At 40.5% G+C, this 16,868-nt stretch carries 15 protein-coding genes and 7 tRNA genes; 4 read left to right on the top strand and 18 right to left on the bottom strand.

Going from position 1 to position 16,868, the window contains the following annotated elements; translation table 11 throughout:
• The first annotated feature begins 1 nt into the window (after position 1).
• Positions 2 to 262 carry a GrxA family glutaredoxin gene (locus EGC80_RS13780; protein WP_124013794.1) on the top strand — a complete coding sequence of 87 codons (261 nt, stop codon included), beginning with the start codon at positions 2 to 4 and terminating at the stop codon, positions 260 to 262.
• 69 nt (positions 263 to 331) lie between these two features.
• Here the strand turns inward: EGC80_RS13780 and EGC80_RS13775 are convergent, their stop codons facing one another.
• Together EGC80_RS13775 and EGC80_RS22445 are read right to left on the bottom strand one after the other, a co-directional pair.
• A complete protein-coding gene (locus EGC80_RS13775) occupies positions 332 to 1,483 on the bottom strand; it encodes a DcaP family trimeric outer membrane transporter (RefSeq protein WP_124013795.1) in 1,152 nt (383 codons plus the stop codon).
• A 505-nt stretch (positions 1,484 to 1,988) separates the two neighbouring features.
• Positions 1,989 to 2,077 (bottom strand) — tRNA-Lys (locus EGC80_RS22445).
• A 265-nt stretch (positions 2,078 to 2,342) separates the two neighbouring features.
• On the opposite strand from EGC80_RS22445, the gene EGC80_RS13770 reads away from it, so the two are divergent.
• Positions 2,343 to 3,411, top strand: a protein-coding gene (locus tag EGC80_RS13770) for an IS630 family transposase (RefSeq protein ID WP_407695557.1) whose coding sequence is annotated in 2 segments (ribosomal slippage) — positions 2,343 to 2,846 and positions 2,848 to 3,411 — 1,068 coding nt in all. Because the reading frame shifts where the segments join, the coding sequence is not laid out codon by codon here.
• A gap of 171 nt (positions 3,412 to 3,582) precedes the next feature.
• On the opposite strand, the gene EGC80_RS13765 is transcribed toward EGC80_RS13770, so the two are convergent.
• The 14 genes from EGC80_RS13765 to EGC80_RS13700 all read right to left on the bottom strand — a co-directional run bounded on the left by EGC80_RS13765 (position 3,583) and on the right by EGC80_RS13700 (position 12,571).
• A tRNA-Lys gene (locus EGC80_RS13765) sits at positions 3,583 to 3,658 on the bottom strand.
• Positions 3,659 to 3,747: 89 nt separating this feature from the next.
• Positions 3,748 to 3,823, bottom strand: a tRNA-Lys gene (locus tag EGC80_RS13760).
• Positions 3,824 to 3,994: 171 nt separating this feature from the next.
• A tRNA-Lys gene (locus tag EGC80_RS13755) sits at positions 3,995 to 4,070 on the bottom strand.
• An 89-nt stretch (positions 4,071 to 4,159) separates the two neighbouring features.
• A tRNA-Lys gene (locus EGC80_RS13750) sits at positions 4,160 to 4,235 on the bottom strand.
• An 89-nt stretch (positions 4,236 to 4,324) separates the two neighbouring features.
• Positions 4,325 to 4,400 (bottom strand) — tRNA-Lys (locus tag EGC80_RS13745).
• 123 nt (positions 4,401 to 4,523) lie between these two features.
• Positions 4,524 to 4,599 (bottom strand) — tRNA-Lys (locus EGC80_RS13740).
• A gap of 522 nt (positions 4,600 to 5,121) precedes the next feature.
• Positions 5,122 to 5,859, bottom strand: coding sequence for a tol-pal system protein YbgF (ybgF, locus tag EGC80_RS13735; protein ID WP_101030576.1), 738 nt, complete (start codon positions 5,857 to 5,859; stop codon positions 5,122 to 5,124).
• Positions 5,860 to 5,913: 54 nt separating this feature from the next.
• Entirely contained in the window at positions 5,914 to 6,450 is a 537-nt protein-coding gene (gene pal, locus EGC80_RS13730) for a peptidoglycan-associated lipoprotein Pal (RefSeq protein ID WP_101030573.1), read from the bottom strand.
• A 23-nt stretch (positions 6,451 to 6,473) separates the two neighbouring features.
• Positions 6,474 to 7,802: a Tol-Pal system beta propeller repeat protein TolB gene (gene tolB, locus EGC80_RS13725; RefSeq protein ID WP_124014095.1), complete on the bottom strand. Its 1,329-nt coding sequence runs from the start codon at positions 7,800 to 7,802 to the stop codon at positions 6,474 to 6,476.
• Positions 7,803 to 7,844: 42 nt separating this feature from the next.
• Positions 7,845 to 8,807: a cell envelope integrity protein TolA gene (gene tolA / locus EGC80_RS13720; protein ID WP_101030567.1), complete on the bottom strand. Its 963-nt coding sequence runs from the start codon at positions 8,805 to 8,807 to the stop codon at positions 7,845 to 7,847.
• Positions 8,808 to 9,236 (bottom strand): protein TolR, encoded by a 429-nt coding sequence (gene tolR / locus EGC80_RS13715; protein ID WP_101030564.1) that lies wholly within the window; start codon positions 9,234 to 9,236, stop codon positions 8,808 to 8,810.
• Positions 9,236 to 9,925 (bottom strand): protein TolQ, encoded by a 690-nt coding sequence (gene tolQ, locus EGC80_RS13710; RefSeq protein WP_101030561.1) that lies wholly within the window; start codon positions 9,923 to 9,925, stop codon positions 9,236 to 9,238. The genes tolR and tolQ overlap by 1 nt, the downstream gene beginning before the upstream one ends.
• The gene (gene ybgC, locus EGC80_RS13705; RefSeq protein WP_101030557.1) at positions 9,915 to 10,316 is read right to left on the bottom strand and encodes a tol-pal system-associated acyl-CoA thioesterase; all 402 of its coding nucleotides are present in this window, start codon (positions 10,314 to 10,316) and stop codon (positions 9,915 to 9,917) included. The genes tolQ and ybgC overlap by 11 nt, the downstream gene beginning before the upstream one ends.
• A gap of 1,385 nt (positions 10,317 to 11,701) precedes the next feature.
• Positions 11,702 to 12,571: a flagellar protein MotY gene (locus EGC80_RS13700; RefSeq protein WP_124693488.1), complete on the bottom strand. Its 870-nt coding sequence runs from the start codon at positions 12,569 to 12,571 to the stop codon at positions 11,702 to 11,704.
• A gap of 187 nt (positions 12,572 to 12,758) precedes the next feature.
• On the opposite strand from EGC80_RS13700, the gene rnt reads away from it, so the two are divergent.
• Complete coding sequence (gene rnt, locus EGC80_RS13695) at positions 12,759 to 13,424, top strand: ribonuclease T (RefSeq protein ID WP_101030551.1); 666 nt, start codon at positions 12,759 to 12,761, stop codon at positions 13,422 to 13,424.
• 140 nt (positions 13,425 to 13,564) lie between these two features.
• Here rnt and EGC80_RS13690 read toward each other — a convergent pair whose 3' ends face one another.
• A complete protein-coding gene (locus tag EGC80_RS13690) occupies positions 13,565 to 14,170 on the bottom strand; it encodes a peroxiredoxin (RefSeq protein ID WP_101030547.1) in 606 nt (201 codons plus the stop codon).
• 377 nt (positions 14,171 to 14,547) lie between these two features.
• Between EGC80_RS13690 and EGC80_RS13685 the strand changes: the two genes are divergently transcribed.
• Positions 14,548 to 15,870, top strand: coding sequence for a Na+/H+ antiporter family protein (locus tag EGC80_RS13685; protein ID WP_124014097.1), 1,323 nt, complete (start codon positions 14,548 to 14,550; stop codon positions 15,868 to 15,870).
• A gap of 131 nt (positions 15,871 to 16,001) precedes the next feature.
• On the opposite strand, the gene upp is transcribed toward EGC80_RS13685, so the two are convergent.
• The gene (upp, locus tag EGC80_RS13680) at positions 16,002 to 16,628 is read right to left on the bottom strand and encodes a uracil phosphoribosyltransferase (protein WP_124014098.1); all 627 of its coding nucleotides are present in this window, start codon (positions 16,626 to 16,628) and stop codon (positions 16,002 to 16,004) included.
• Between the last annotated feature and the right edge of the window lie 240 nt (positions 16,629 to 16,868).

Here is a 16,868-nt window from a genome sequence, read left to right as displayed (position 1 = left end):
CATGTTTGTAGTTATTTTTGGCCGCCCAGCTTGTCCATTTTGCGTTCGTGCTGTGGAACTATCAGAAAAGTTAGCCGCACAAAGTGAAGATTTCAAATTTAAATATATCGATATTCATGCTGAAGGTATCACTAAAGCTGATTTATCAAAAAATGTAGGTAAAACAGTAGAAACCGTTCCACAAATCTTTATTGATGAAAAGCCTATTGGTGGTTGCACCGAATTCGAAGCTTATATTCGTCAAAACAATCTACTCAATTAAGTTTTATTTCTTAAAAGTAACAAGGCAACCTATTTGGTTGCCTTGTTATTATTCGCTCTAATGCTAAATCTAAATGGCATATTTCGCTGAAAACAGAATGCGATTTAAGTCACCATCGAAACCGTCTTCACGCTCATTCAAAGCATACATATATTCAACCCCAAATGTCACTGGCTTTGAAGGTGAGAACAATAAGTTAACATAGCTAGAATAGGCCTCTTTGTTAACTGAGCCACCAGTAAGGGCTACATCATTATCTGCGCTAAAACCTGAGAATGTCACACTAGAACGCCATTGCTCTGACCACCAGTGACGATACGACACAAATCCACCAAAGGATTTAATCGCTTGAATTTCACCGTTTGAATCAAGTACGCCTGCATTGGCATAATTTAGCGCCATGTAACGACCTAGTCCCTCACCGTAAGTAGCCGTAAACTTAAGATCATCTTTACCAACAGGGATAACACCAGCAAAACTGACGCCATAGCCCAGCTCAGAGGTATCGTATACGGTAGTACCGACAACTTGCTCTAAATCTATTTGCCTTACAATCGCAGCAAGCGAAAGTGCAGAACCATTTGCAGTACTAAAGTTATAACGACCGACAACATCAGGTACAACCCCACTACCACTGGTAATTCGACCACCACCACCTAATGGCGTGACTGTCGTTTCGGGATTTTCAATCGAGAATTGCCAATTACCACTGGTATATCTAAGTAGTGATTGTCTAACAAACGGTGTTCCTTCAGCCGCACCAACAAAGTCTAAGTTCTCAGGTAAAGCGCCTGGATTTTGAAAAGTAGTCCACGTTTGTCCTACAGTCCAATTGTCATAACTCATAAATGCATGACGTATGCGTGGAGAATAGCTGTTAGAAACTCGTTCGTTACCATCAGTATGTGTCAAAAAATCCAGTTCAATAAAACCAGTTAGTTTATGCCCTTCAACATCGGTAACGGTTTTAAAATTAAAACGTGACTCACGAGCTTGAAAATCGACAACTTGCTTACCATTTCCAGTTGTCCCGTAAATAGTGTCTGGCACATAAAACTGACGAGACAATGAACCTGAGTCAGGCGCCCCGTTGCCATAATCACTAAACATCACATCTGCTTTAATATAACCACCAAAAGTCATTTCAGTAGCCGCCTGAGCACTCCCACTCATAGTCAATAAAGCGCCAGCAACATAAAGACTTATCTTTTGTTTTTTCATTATTATCTCCCTATTTATATTGTTCTAATCCTAATTAATATGAGCTAATTAACAAGCATGCAACATTAGCAATAAGTCTATGAGACAAAAGTAAACAAGTATTACCTTAACAATCAAAGCCCACACATTTGCATTATGCGTGTGATAAAAGCATATAAAAATGCAACAAAGAGATATAGAAAGTCAGCTGATTATGTAAAGTGTTTTATTTGAATTTAATCAGCTATTTAGGAATTAACTCAGAAGTAATAATAAATAGCGGGTAGTGAAGGAAGGGGCCGAAACTTCGACTCATGGATTATAAGCCAACTGTATCTATTGATTTAACAAAGAGGAACTGAGCTAACGACCCATCTTGGTTTTGCAATAACCGCTATTCTTACTGGAACAAAGCCAACTGTCGGCGTTTAAAAGCCTGTAGAACTAATGGCTAGTTTTAGCCTATGAGAGATGTGTAATGGTTAGATTATCTGGACGTTTAAATTGGGGAGATATAAAAAAGAGGTGGGTCGTGAAGGATCCGAACCTTCGACCAATGGGCTAAAAGCCAACTGCAACTATTGATTTAACAAAGAGGAACTGAGCTAACGACCCGTCTTGGTTTTGCAATAACCGCTATTCTTACTGGAACAAAGCCAACTGTCGGCGTTTAAAAGCCTGTAGAACTAATGGCTAGTTTTAGCCTATGAGAGATGTGTAATGGTTGGATTATCTGGAAGTTTAAATTGGGGAGATATAAAAAAGTGGTGGGTCGTGAAGGATCCGAACCTTCGACCAATGGGTTAAAAGCCAACTGCAGCTATTGATTTAACAAAGAGAAACTGAGCTAATACCAATCCGCATTAAATTATGATCTAATATGCTCACCACTTTCAAATTATTTTATACTGTGAAAAACTACACATCTGTTGAGCTTGTTAAGCTATCAAGGTCAGAAAAAGACGCCCGTATGCGTATCCGCATATTGGCTGTTTCTTGCTTTCTGGAATGTCACAATCGCGCTCAAGTCGCTCGCCAATTAAAGGTTAGTCGTCGCAGTGTCAATGAATGGGTTAAAAACTACTTAAATACTGGCATTGATGGCTTGAAAGCCAATATGAATTCGACAAATGCTAATAAACTCGACGAACACCAAAAGCAGGTTCTTTATCAATATATAGATGAGTTTAGCCGCTCCGAACAGGGTGGACGATTAACGGGGTTAGACGTTCAATCACATATAGAGCAGCAGTTTGGCATCCATTATCATATTAACCATGTATATAAGGTACTAAAAAATATTGGCCTAAGCTGGATAACAAGTCGCTCTAAGCACCCAAAACAATCCTTAGCAGCCCAAGAAGATTTTAAAAAAACTCATTTCTAAAACGATCGCAACGATCCCTGTCTATATTCCTTTAGACACCGTCGATATTTGGTTTCAAGATGAGGCTCGATTTGGTCAACAAAATACCACCACGCGACTATGGGCAGCAAAAGGCTCGAGGCCAAGAGCGGTAAGGCAGCAACAATTTGAATATGCTTATCTTTTTGGTGCAGTTTGCCCTGCGACGGGTGCAACAGAAGCCTTGGTCACTCCATTTGTTAATAGGGCGGCTATGTGGCAACACTTAAAAAAAATTTCAGAAGCAACTCATTCGGATAGGTATGCACTTGTTATCATTGATGGTGCAGGTTGGCATACGGATGATATAGCAAAAGAATTCAGTAATTTATCGGTCCTCAAATTACCACCCTATTCTCCGGAATTAAATCCCATTGAACAGGTATGGCAATGGCTAAGACAGCATTGTTTGGCAAATAGGTGTTTTGAAGGTTATGACGATATCGTTGAACAGTGTTGCCGCGCTTGGAATACGTTTATTCAGTGTAAGGACAGGGTAAAAAGTTTGTGCACACGAGACTGGGCCAATATGGGTAAAGTCTAATGCGGATTGGTATAACGACCCGTCTTGGTTTTGCAATAACCGCTATTCTTACTGGAACAAAGCCAACTGTCGGCGTTTAAAAGCCTGTAGAACTAATGGCTAGTTTTAGCCTATGAGAGATGTGTAATGGTTAGATTATCTGGAAGTTTAAATTGGGGAGATATAAAAAAGTGGTGGGTCGTGAAGGATTCGAACCTTCGACCAATTGGTTAAAAGCCAACTGCTCTACCAACTGAGCTAACGACCCATCTTGGTTTTGCAAGAATTGATATTCTTACTGGAGTGAAATAGCCCCATCGGTATAACATTTAAATTATTTAGCCACTATCTAAAAAGTGGTGGGTCGTGAAGGATTCGAACCTTCGACCAATTGGTTAAAAGCCAACTGCTCTACCAACTGAGCTAACGACCCATCTTGGTTTTGCAAAAATTAATATTCTTACTGGAACAAAAGCCAACTGTCTCTATTTCAAGACCAACTAAGCTAACGACCCATCTTGGTTTCGCAAGAATTGATATTCTTACTGGAGTGAAATAGCCCCATCGGTATAGCCTTTAAATTATTTAGCCACTATCTAAAAAGTGGTGGGTCGTGAAGGATTCGAACCTTCGACCAATTGGTTAAAAGCCAACTGCTCTACCAACTGAGCTAACGACCCATCTTGGTTTTGCAAGAATTGATATTCTTACTGGAGTGAAATAGCCCCATCGGTATAACCTTTAAATTATTTAGCCACTATCAAAAAAGTGGTGGGTCGTGAAGGATTCGAACCTTCGACCAATTGGTTAAAAGCCAACTGCTCTACCAACTGAGCTAACGACCCATCTTGGTTTTGCAAGAATTGATATTCTTACTGGAGTGAAATAGCCCCATCGGTATAGCCTTTAAATTATTTAGCCACTATTTAAAAAGTGGTGGGTCGTGAAGGATTCGAACCTTCGACCAATTGGTTAAAAGCCAACTGCTCTACCAACTGAGCTAACGACCCATCTTGGTTTTGCAAGAACTTATATTCTTACTGGAACAAAAGCTAACTGTCTGTGTTTCAAAACCAACTAAGCTAACGACCCATCTGTATAATATTTAGATTATTTAGCCACTATCAAAAAAGTGGTGGGTCGTGAAGGATTCGAACCTTCGACCAATTGGTTAAAAGCCAACTGCTCTACCAACTGAGCTAACGACCCATCTTGGTTTTGCAAGAACTGATATTCTTACTGGAACAAAAGCCAACTGTCTCTATTTCAAGACCAACTAAGCTAACGACCCATCTTGGTTTTGCAAGAACTTATATTCTTACTGGAACAAAAGCCAACTGTCTCTATTTCAAGACCAACTAAGCTAACGACCCATCTTGGTTTTGCAAGAACTTATATTCTTACTGGAACAAAAGCCAACTGTCTCTATTTCAAGACCAACTAAGCTAACGACCCATCTTGGTTTTGCAAGAACTTATATTCTTACGGGAACAAAAGCCAACTGTCTCTATTTCAAGACCCACTGAGCTAACGACCCATCTTGGTAACTAAAAGACCATAACTTAAAACACAGAGACTGTAGACTAAGTAATTAACCTTCTAACACCCCCAAAAGGCTATGCCGTTCTGAGGGCGCCTATAATACCTTTTTCAATTTCTCATGCAAGCGCAAATGTATAATTTCTTGTTGTTTGCATGAAAAACAGACTAAGAGGCGGTTTTTTGGCTTAACTAGCCTTTTAATGCTAATAATTGCTGTTGAGCTAGTCGTGCAGAGGCACTGTCGGCATACTCTTTGATAACTTTGTTATAAAGCGCTTTAGCACCTGCAAGATCATTTTCTTCTTCTGCAATCATGCCAAGTTTGACCAAACTGTCGCCACGCTTATTTGAATCTGCAAATTGACTAACCACTGTGCTAAATGCTTGTTTAGCATCACTGAATTCATTTTTGTTGTACAACAATTGGCCTAACCAATAGTTTGCATTAGCTGCATAATTTGATTCTGGGTATTTGGCTATGAAATTACGAAAAGCAGGGATTGCTTCATCATATTTGCGTTCTTTAAGGACCAAATTCACTGCGGCCTCATAGCTTCCTGTTTCACCCAAAGTTGAACTAGCTGCTGCGACCGAAGTGGCATCCGCTTGAACTGGCGCAGCGGGTGTTGATGACTGAGCAGTAAGATTTGCAATATCTTCATACAGCTGTCGTTGACGCTGTAACATTTGATTCATTTGATAATTTTGTTGCTCAGTAATGCCTCTTAAATCCAACACTTCATTTTGCAATACATCCATACGACGTTGCATCTCAAAATCGCCTTGTTGCTTTGCTTTCATGATGCGCTCTAACCTTGAGACTCTGTCATCATTCGAACCTCCTGCAACATCTTCAACAGGCGCTGGAGCGGCTAAAACAGTTGCCGTTGTGAAGAACATTGCCGCAACTAATATGGCTTGTTTCATTTTTATCTCCTAAAAAAGGCCAACCGATAACGGTTGGCCTTGTTCTTCATACCTTTAGTAAACTAACACACCACGACGGTTTTTACCAAAACCAGTATCGCTACGAGAATAATCTAATGGCTTTTCTTCGCCATAACTGACTACGCTCATTTGGCTAGGCTGTACGCCCATACTCTGCAAATACTTTGCAATCGCTTTGCCACGTCGCTCACCTAGTGCAATGTTGTATTCAGGAGTACCACGTTCATCGGCATGACCTTCGATCAAAACACGAACATTTGGGTTTCCAACTAAATAATTACCGTGTGCTTGAAGAATTTCAGCATTTTCGCTTTGAACTTCACTGCGGTCAAAATCAAAGTAAATGATATTTTGACGACGTAATTCCTGTTCTTTTAAACGCTGCTGTTCTGCAGAACTTAGCACAGGTGCTACACCACCAGTTTCAACACCACCAGCACCATATTCACTACCAGTACCACTCATAGAACCGCTAGCATCAGTTTCCGAGTCTGAAGTTGAACTACAGGCACCCAGTGCCATAAGCGGAACTGCAACCAACATAGCTTTAAACAACTTATTCAGATCCATTTTAAATCCTTATCAATATCTATTTAGAGAAACGGAGACCATGCTGGTGACTTCACCTCGCCCTGGCCGACAGGCAATCTTGCTTTAAATCTGCCATCCATAGAAACAGCAGCTAACACTTGTTTACCTTGATGGGTTGTACCGTAGATAACCATAGTGCCATTAGGGGCAACACTTGGCGATTCATCAAGTTGAGTTGATGAAAGCACCTGCATAAAGCGTGTTGCAAGATCCATTCGAGCAATATGGAACTTACCGTTAGTACGGTTTACAAAAATCATACTACGACCGTCTGGGGTAATTGAACCACCTAGGTTCCATTCTCCTTCAAAAGTCATACGCGAGACTTTATTTGTATCTAAACTTACGCGATATAACTGCGGCTTACCACCACGTTCAGAAGTAAATAAAATTGATTTGCCGTCTGGGAACCAAGAAGGTTCAGTATCAATTGCGTAATGTTCTGTAATGCGTCGAGTTGTCTTGGTAGCAATATCGACGACATAAACTTCTGGCTGACCATCCTTTGACAATGTAACCGCTAACTTTTTGCCATCGGGAGAAAATGCTGGCGCGCCATTAATGCCATCAAAACTACTCACCAGAGTACGAGTTTGGCTATAGATGTCTTGAACAAAAATTTCGGCTTTTCTATTTTCAAAACTCACATAGGCTAAACGACGTCCATCTGGAGACCAAGCCGGTGACATCAATGGCTCTGGTGAACGTAATAACATTTGTTCATTATAACCATCATAATCAGCAATCATAAGATGGTAAGGTGCTTTTTGACCTTGTTTAACCACAACATACGCAATACGAGTTAAAAACGCACCACGGATCCCCGTGAGTTTTTCATAAACAATATCACTTATACGGTGACCATATTGTCTAAATTGGTTTGCACTGATAACGGTTTCACGACTTTCAAGCAATAACTCACTGTTATTCTGAGGCCCTTTTCCCGCTTGAAGCTGTGCTTTGACTAAATCAATCAACTCAAAACTCACTAAATATTTATCAGCGCCATAGGGTTTAACCGAGCCAACAACAACTGCTTCAGCTTCTACATTAGCCCAGCTCTGAGCCGTAAAACCGTTTACTGAAGAAATAGTTGACTGTGGCAATGCACGCACATCAAGCGTTTTAAATGTACCACTGCGAGCCAAATCAGATGCGACCACATCAGAAATAGATTCTGGAGCAGGCCCTTGTCCTTGCCAAACAAAAGGAACTACGGCAATGGGTCTCGCGGCATCAACCCCTTCAGTAATCACAATCTCTAACGCTGCGCGCGCGGGAGTAGTTAACACTATCAATACCAGTGTTAGCCATTTAGCCAAATTTTTCATGGGACTCCTTTTACTCAATTCCATCATTAAATACCATTGATCTTAATTAAATTCCGGTGAAACAGTTAAATTAATTTCTTTTAATTGCTGATAAACAGCCGGTTCAGGCGATACGGGTAACCGTCCAGCTTTATTTATAGACGCTTTGGCCGCTCGACAAACTACCTGATCACCGTCCAACGTTTGGCTTGTAGTAACAAAGCCATCAGACGCTAAACGAATAAATACCCGGCAGCTTTTACCACGCATTGATTCATCAACTACTAAGTTACGTTGAATAGTGGCAATAATCATGGCTTTATACTTATCGACTTCTGACAACACTTGCCTATTACGCGTTTTAGAAAGCGAGTCTTGTTCTGCAGACATTGCCTCTGCCATTTCACGCTCTTGACGCGCTTTAGTGTCGGCTTCGGCTTTGCGTTTACGCTCAGCTTCTTCTTTGCGTTTACGTTCATCATCAGCTCGTTGACGTTCTTGTTGAGCTTTTTTCGCAGCAGCCTCTTCTTGCTTACGTTTTTCAGACGCTAGCTTGGCGGCATCTTCTGCAACTTTTTGTTCCTGCTCTTTCTGCTTACGCACAACTTCAGCTTTGTCTGCCCGATCTTTTTCAAGCCGTTGTTTTGCCTGAGCCGCTTTCGCCGCATCATTGGCCTTTTGAGTTTCCTGCTCTTTTTGTTTACGCTGGATCTCTAATGTCTTAATTTTGTCTTGCTCGCGTTCACGCTCGCGACGCGCTTCCAATGCTTTACGTTCTAACTCAGCTTGACGTACCTTTTCTTGATTAGCCACATCTTGTTTTTGCTTCTTTAATTGCTCAACTCTATCATTTACTTTCTGTTGATCAATCACAATAGCTTGCATGGCCGGCGCACTTGCCGCTGCAGTTTGCATTTGCTTGGGCTTATCATCAAAACTAATGCCTAGAGCAAGGATGACAATAAACCCAATATGAATACCGGCAGAAATAGAAACGGGTACGGTTAAATCTGATTTTCCAGCCACCTATTTCTCCTTCGGTGAATCAGTCATTAACCCAACGGCTGGCACACCAGCACCTTGCAAACTAATCATTAATTGAATAACGCTTTCATAAGGTATGGTGCGGTCAGCTTTGACTACCACGGGTCTTAATGGTTCAAGCTGAATTAATGCTCCGACTTCCGTAGAGACTTGCTCTATGTCCATCGCTTGAGAGTTAGAGCTACTACCAGTATTCAAAAAGTATTGCCCAGCAGCGTCAATTGATGCCACGATTGGAGGCTTACTATCAGGTGGTAACGATTCCGCATTACCCTGAGGTAATTCTACTTTAACCCCTTGCGAAACAATTGGCGCTGTCACCATAAAAATAATCAACAACACCAACATGACATCGATATAAGGTACAACGTTGATTTCTGCAATTGGACGATGACGTTTACGCTGATACATTAAACGGCTTCCTTCTCGCTATATGCTTGACGTTGCAATATGTTGGAGAATTCTTCCATAAAGTTAGCATAAGTCATTTCAATTTTATCAACTTGCGTTGTAAAACGGTTATAACCAATTACGGCTGGAATAGCAGCAAACAAACCCATTGCCGTTGCAATGAGTGCTTCAGCAATACCCGGTGCAACCATAGCTAACGTGGCATTTTCTACCGAACCCAGTGCGATAAAGGAATTCATAATTCCCCAAACGGTACCAAATAAACCAATGTATGGGCTGGTTGAACCAATTGTTGCCAATAGAGGCAAATTGTTTTCAAGTTTTTCCATTTCTCGCGACAAACTCACTCGCATTGCTCGAGATGTTCCATCCATAACGGCTTGTGGAGCTTTACTGTTTACTTTACTCAAACGAGTATATTCTTTGAAACCCGCCACAAACATGGCTTCTAAACCAGAGATAGCACTACCACGTGCAATCAATTCTTTATAAAGACGATTTAAATCAACACCAGACCAGAAAGTGTCTTCAAAACGTAATGATTTAACTCTTGCTGAAGTTAATAATTTATTGCGTTGAAGGATCACGGCCCATGAGGCAATCGATAATGCCAACAAGGTCAGCATAACTAACTTTACCAACACACTGGCTTCTAAAAACAAACCAATAAATGAAATTTCAGCGTGCACTGTCAAACTCCTGAACAATATTTAGGGGAATAGCGCGGGGACGCATACGTGATAAAGATATACACGCAACAACCACTGTCGCTTCACAATAGCAATCACCTTGATGATCAACTAGGCGCTGGTGAAATACCAACGACACTTTTTTTAATTCTATAACCTTGGATTCAACAACTAAATCCTGTTCAAACTTTGCCGCTTTACGAAAATCTATTTCTACATGTTTAACGACAAAAGCAATATCTTCTGCCAACAGTTCTGCTTGGCGGACACCCAGTGCTTTTAACCATTGAGTACGAGCTCGTTCAAAAAATTTTAAGTAATTCGAATGATACACAACACCACCCGCATCGGTATCTTCGTAATAGACTGAAATAGGCCAAACAAACATAATTTGAACATCAATTTTTAGGTTGTAAAAGTTGGCTTACTATACCGAGTACCAACACGCTTGTGAATAATGTACTAAGTGAAAAGCAGACTTTATTTTGCTCAAAATGCGCTTAAACACACGAAAAACCTCAGAAACTGTAAGAGATGAAGCTTTATTAATGTATTTTCCAAAAAAATTAACGACCTATTAAACAAAACATGGCATACAAATAAAACATTTATTGGTGACAACGGCCTAGTTCTAGCCACTTAAAAACCTAAAAAAGCCTTAAAAGCAACGCGGCCAAGGTGAACGTAAACCGCGCACTGTAACTTATCATCCCACGCCCTGTAAAATGTAAACATGAATAAAATATCATCTAATAATATTGGATGCTTACGTTGTCAGTAATCAAGTCTTCAGTGATTCAAGAAGGGAGATTATTCAGCGCGTTTATCACTGGATATGAACTTAGCCTCATAAAGACATTTTCGGAGTTTATTCTGTTTCAGATATAAGTAGCTTGATGATGTTCACCTTGGTTAAGAGCCATATTTATCAACATCAAGAAGATAAACATGCTTTATGTCACAGCAAGATATATTCTATTTGTTAAATAATATTGTTTTAAAATTAACTAATCCGAATAATTATGCATTAAATGTATATAACAAACTAAAAAACCACTATATAAGCCGTTCAGCGTATAAAAACCATATTAAGATCACTAAAAAGCATTAGTTTTACTAATCATAATGCGTATTTTTTCTAGTTTGCCAGATGAGTGTATTCATTCTACTATGACCTTGTTTTCAGGACACATCTGATTTAGATGTTGAAAACCAAGAACGCCAAACTGATGTAACCCAATACTTCAGTTATCCTTCGTTCTTATGTTTGACTTCCTTCCTTAAATTTGTTGATTGCAAATTATTTAGCCCACTTGGATTAAGTGGGTCTTTTTTTGCCTTTTTTTCAGTATCTTCATAAACAAACTTATAAGCGAACAAATCAGAGCATTTCAATTCAAGCCATATTAATGGAGAAAAAATTGAGTCTTTCTAATCAATATGGAGGAAAACGAGACACGCTTGCATCGCTTTACTCGTTAGGCTCTAAAGGAGCAACCATCGTTTGCAAATGACTCTTTCATATTAGTATTAGCTTGGTCTAACGAATGTTGAATGACCGCCGAGTGAGGCCTTATTGATGAGCGTTGATATAATGCCTTAGCGTGGAAAACCCGTTTATTGATTATTATTTATATCTCAATGGTATCGAGAAAAAGAGGATACTGTGGCGGAATATACATACAACAACTGAATAAATAGATAGCTAATCTTGTTACGGGCTAAATAGGGTCAATACTGCGATTAGTAGTGCAGTTAATAAGACATGAGGTGGGTTTATATCGGCTTGGTTATTTTAATCACAACTCTGCGGTTCATCTTACGTTCTTCAGCAAGGTGATTGCCAGTAACATGACGTTTTTCGCCATGCCCCTCGGTATGAATACGATCTTTAGTAATACCGCTAGCAATTAAAATATTTTTCACTGAGTCAGCCCGTTTATCTGACACCTTTTGGTTAACCAAGCGCCCACCGTAGCTGTCAGTGTAAGCATCAATAAGAACGAGTTCCACTTCGGAGTCATAAGACAAATAGCGCTGTATTTTTTGTAATTGGTGGGTAGAGAAACGCGTCAGATCGACCCCGCCCTCTTGGTAGTGTAATACCGTAAAAGCAATATCATCAAAACTGTAAGGCAGCAAATTAGCTAAACAAGCGCGAAACTGACGATATTTACCGCCAAAATTAGCCGACGACAATCCCACTGCAATCTTAGCGTTGTGATTATACCAATCAGCATAGTAAAAAGTGGGTTCCATTCCTTGGCTCAATTCATTCAACATCGACCAAGCGGCTTTTTTGGGTACTTCACCATTAAGTTGCTTATTGTAAGTCAGTTGGGTGATTTCTTTGGAATTATGCCCAGGACGCCAACTCGGAGCTCGGCTAATTAATGTTGCCTTGGTCACCGCATCAGGCTTAAGCCACATATCTAAGGTGAAGTTTAAATTTAAATCTTTACCTGCCCTACTGGTAAACACCGCGCGACCATAGTCAGGAATATCATGTTCAAGACGACACTCTATCGGATTACTCTCACCAATGCGCCATGCTGAGTTTTCCAGCGACGCCACGTAGTGCCTCAAATCAGCATTAGCCGTTGAGCAAAGACACAAACTTGCGAGAATTATCAGTTTTCGCCACATAAAAACACCCTATATACCTGATTACATACTTTCTATCGGCCACAAAGTCAGTTCCTTTAGTAAACAATCATGTTTAATCGATGATAAAAACCACAATCAAACATGACACTGAGCTTGAGTTTGCGCATAATACTCGGCTTACATCATTTGCACCGATGAATGATAGCTATTGAGGATAAAGACTGTAATGACTGATATTTGCGACGCTAACAAGTTTAAACACCGCTTTCGTGGTTATTTCCCTGTTGTTATCGATGTCGAAACTGCGGGTTTTAATGCCAATACCGATGCGTTGCTTGAAATTGCCGTCAGCTTATTAAAAATGAATAGTGATGGGGTCATTGAACTTGATAAAACCCTTCATTTTCATATTGAGCCTTTTGAGGGCGCGAACCTAGAGCCTGAATCTTTAGCTTTTAATGGTATCGATCCCACCAACCCACTTCGTGGTGCTGTAGACGAAAAAGTCGCTTTGTTAGAGATTTTTAAAGAAGTCAAAAAAGCCCAAAAGGCAGTAGATTGTCATCGCAGTATTATTGTCGCTCACAATGCCGCTTTTGACTTAGGGTTTGTGAACAAGGCCATAGAACGAAACGGTTTAAAACGATCTCCTTTTCATCCTTTTGCGAGCTTTGATACCGCAACACTTGCTGGCCTTGCTATTGGGCACACGGTATTGGCTAAAGCGTGTAAAATGGCTGGCATCGATTTCGACAACAAAGAAGCGCATTCAGCATTATATGATACCGAACGCACCGCCGAATTATTTTGCCTTATCGTCAATCGTTGGAAAGCATTAGGTGGTTGGCCATTAGCCGCTGTGGAAGAGAAGAGCGATCCAGCCAGCGAATAATGGATACTAGGTAACCTCCGCGCGCGATAACAATTGCATCTCAAGCAGGCTATATCGCCTTAGAACCGTCGATAAAATATTTATCTTACTCAATAAAAAAGCTGCCGAAGCAGCTTTTTTATTGTCTCTAATCCGCTAGATTATAGCTTGTCAGAGTTATCTCTTAAGTATGCTGCGACACCTTCTGTGCTAGCAGTCATGCCTTTTTCGCCTTTTGACCAGCCAGCAGGACAAACTTCACCGTGCTCTTCATGGAACTGAAGAGCGTCGATCATACGGATCATTTCGTCAACGTTACGGCCTAATGGTAAATCGTTAACCACTTGGTGACGAACTTGGCCTTCTTTGTCTACTAAGAAAGAACCACGGAAAGCCACGCCAGCTTCTGGATGCTCAACGTCGTATGCTTTACAAATTTCATGTTTAACGTCAGCAACTAGTGTGTATTTAACTTGGCCAATACCCCCCTTGTCTACTGGAGTGTTACGCCATGCGTTATGAGTGAACTGTGAGTCAATTGAAACACCAATCACTTCAACACCACGCTTGGTGAACTCTTCCATGCGGTGATCAAAAGCAATTAGCTCTGATGGGCATACAAAAGTAAAATCGAGTGGGTAGAAGAAAATAACCGCAGGCTTACCTTTAATTGCGGTAGCGAGGTTAAATGTGTCAACAATCTCACCAGAACCAAGAACGGCTGCTGCGGTAAAATCTGGGGCTGGACGGCCTACTAATACGCTCATTATCTATCTCCATTTAATGGCTTAAACATTCAACAACGGTAAAGCGTTCTTGCTAATTGTGATCTACTTAACAATTGACTATGCCGTTGGGACTTATATCAGAGGTATACCATACATCTAATTTAGCGGACTTATAAGTTATTTCAAATGAAAATGGGTTTACCTGCTGAAAAATAAAACATGCTGACCCACTAAATAATAACTGTCGAATATTACAAAAATGATTTGCTGACATGACCTAGGCAAACGTTATCCACAACGGCAAGCAATATTGATTGAAAAATCAGCATAAATAAGTAAAAAATCGATATACGCTGGACAAATATGCTGTAGGCGGTCAAGAATAGCCGCTTCACTTACTTTTATGAAATATAATTATGAATGCGGTTGTTATCGCGGTTTGCTTAATGCTTTTTTTAAGCTTTATTCGAATTAACGTTGTGGTCTCGTTAACCATTAGTGCTGTTGTGGCGGGTTTAGTCGGTGGATTAGATATTCATCAAACGATAGCAGCCTTTAATGACGGACTCGGCGGCGGAGCTCAAATTGCATTAAGTTATGCATTGCTTGGCGCGTTTGCGGCAGCATTGTCACATTCGGGCTTAACAACGTTAATTTCCCATTCAATTATTAAAAAGCTCGGCAAAGAACCCAATAGTGGTAATACTCAAGTGGTACGTTGGTTGTTATTGGTCACAATACTGTTAATGGCTATTTCATCGCAAAATATTTTACCTATTCACATTGCCTTTATCCCGATCCTTATTCCACCATTATTACATGTCATTTCCAAGCTACATATCGACCGCCGTCTTATAGCCTGTATTCTAACGTTCGGCTTGGTCACCACTTATATGATATTACCTATCGGTTTTGGCGGAATTTTCCTCAATGACATCCTTTTAGCAAATTTGAACATTAATGGTTTAAATGCAGTCGGTGAACAAATTCCTAAGGCAATGTTATTACCTGCTATGGGCATGGTTGTTGGTCTACTCACGGCGATATTTATCAGTTACCGCAAACCTAGACAATATATTATTGAACAACCTGTGATAAATGACAGCATTTCAACCACGATTAGTCGAAAAAGTCTGTTGATATCATTATCAGCAATAGTGGTGACTTTAGTGGTTCAATTACAAACTGATTCAATGATATTTGGTGCATTAAGCGGATTTATTATTTTCCGTTTTTCAGGGATTATTAAACATGAAGTGAGTAAAGACCTGTTCGACCAAGGTGTACATATGATGGCCAACATTGGCTTTATTATGATTGCAGCAGCAGGTTTTGCCGCCGTGGTTAAGTCGACCGGGGAAGTCGGCACACTGGTGACGTCTCTAGGCGACATGATAGGTGACAACAAAGCAATAGCCGCATTATTGATGCTTATTGTTGGCTTATTGATTACCATGGGCATTGGCTCTTCGTTTTCAACCATTCCGATTATCGCCACCATTTATGTACCGTTAGCACTCAGTTTTGGTTTTTCTGTGGCGGCAACCATTGCGCTAGTCGGTACCGCTGCCGCGCTTGGTGACGCAGGTTCGCCAGCATCGGATTCGACTCTAGGTCCCACAGCAGGTCTTAATGCCGATGGGCAACATGATCATATTCGCGACAGCGTGATCCCAACGTTCATTCACTATAATATTCCACTGCTTGTTTTTGGTTGGATTGCTGCGATGGTGCTTTAACATTCAACAGCTGGCTACGGCTTATCAAGATAGAAATAAAAACGGGAGCCTCAATAAAGGCTCCCGTTTTTATGGTCTCGCAGATGATGTTAATCATACCGAGCCTGGGTATCTACAATCCGTATAACGAATTATTTGGTACCAAATATCTTATCGCCCGCATCACCTAAACCTGGCAAGATATAACCTTTCTCGTTTAAGCAATCATCAATCGCTGCAGTGTACAGTTCAATATCAGGGTGAGCTAGTTCAAGGGCTTTAATGCCTTCAGGCGCAGCAACCAAAACTAAAGCTCTAATTGATGTACAACCACGTTTTTTCAGCAGGTCGATTGTCGCAATCATTGAGCCGCCAGTGGCTAACATTGGATCAACCACTAAAGCGATACGCTCGTCTACATTACTGACTATTTTTTCAAAATAAGGCACAGGCTGAAGTGTTTCTTCATCACGATAGATACCGACAACAGAAATACGTGCACTGGGAAGATGCTCAAGTACGCCATCCATCATGCCTAAACCCGCACGTAAAATAGGCACTACAGTCACTTTTTTACCTTTAAGTTGCTCAATATTGACCGGACCATTCCAACCTTCAATTGTCACCATTTCCGTTTCAAAATCAGCGGTGGCTTCATAGGTTAATAAACTGCCAACTTCTGTTGCAAGTTCACGAAATCGTTTGGTGCTGATATCCGCTTCACGCATCAAACCGACTTTATGACGAACCAGAGGATGCTTTACTTCAACGACTTTCATTTATTTCTCCTAGATTTCTGACTATTTCAGGCAAATTTGATAAATGTTAGACGATTTATCCTATCTATAAAACATAAAGTTTCAAAATTGCAGTAAATCGTGACCTAAACCAATAAAAATAGGTAATTCATCGTTTTATTTATAGGATAAAGTAAAAACATGACTTTCGACTCGGGACACAAACTGGTAGAATATCGGCGCATAAAATTCCATAAAACGATGTACCCTAGAGGATCCTCC

This window comes from Shewanella psychromarinicola, from assembly GCF_003855155.1.
GTDB lineage: Bacteria > Pseudomonadota > Gammaproteobacteria > Enterobacterales > Shewanellaceae > Shewanella > Shewanella psychromarinicola.
The sequence above is the reverse complement of the archived record's forward strand: the minus strand, read 5'-3'. Positions and strand labels throughout refer to the sequence as shown.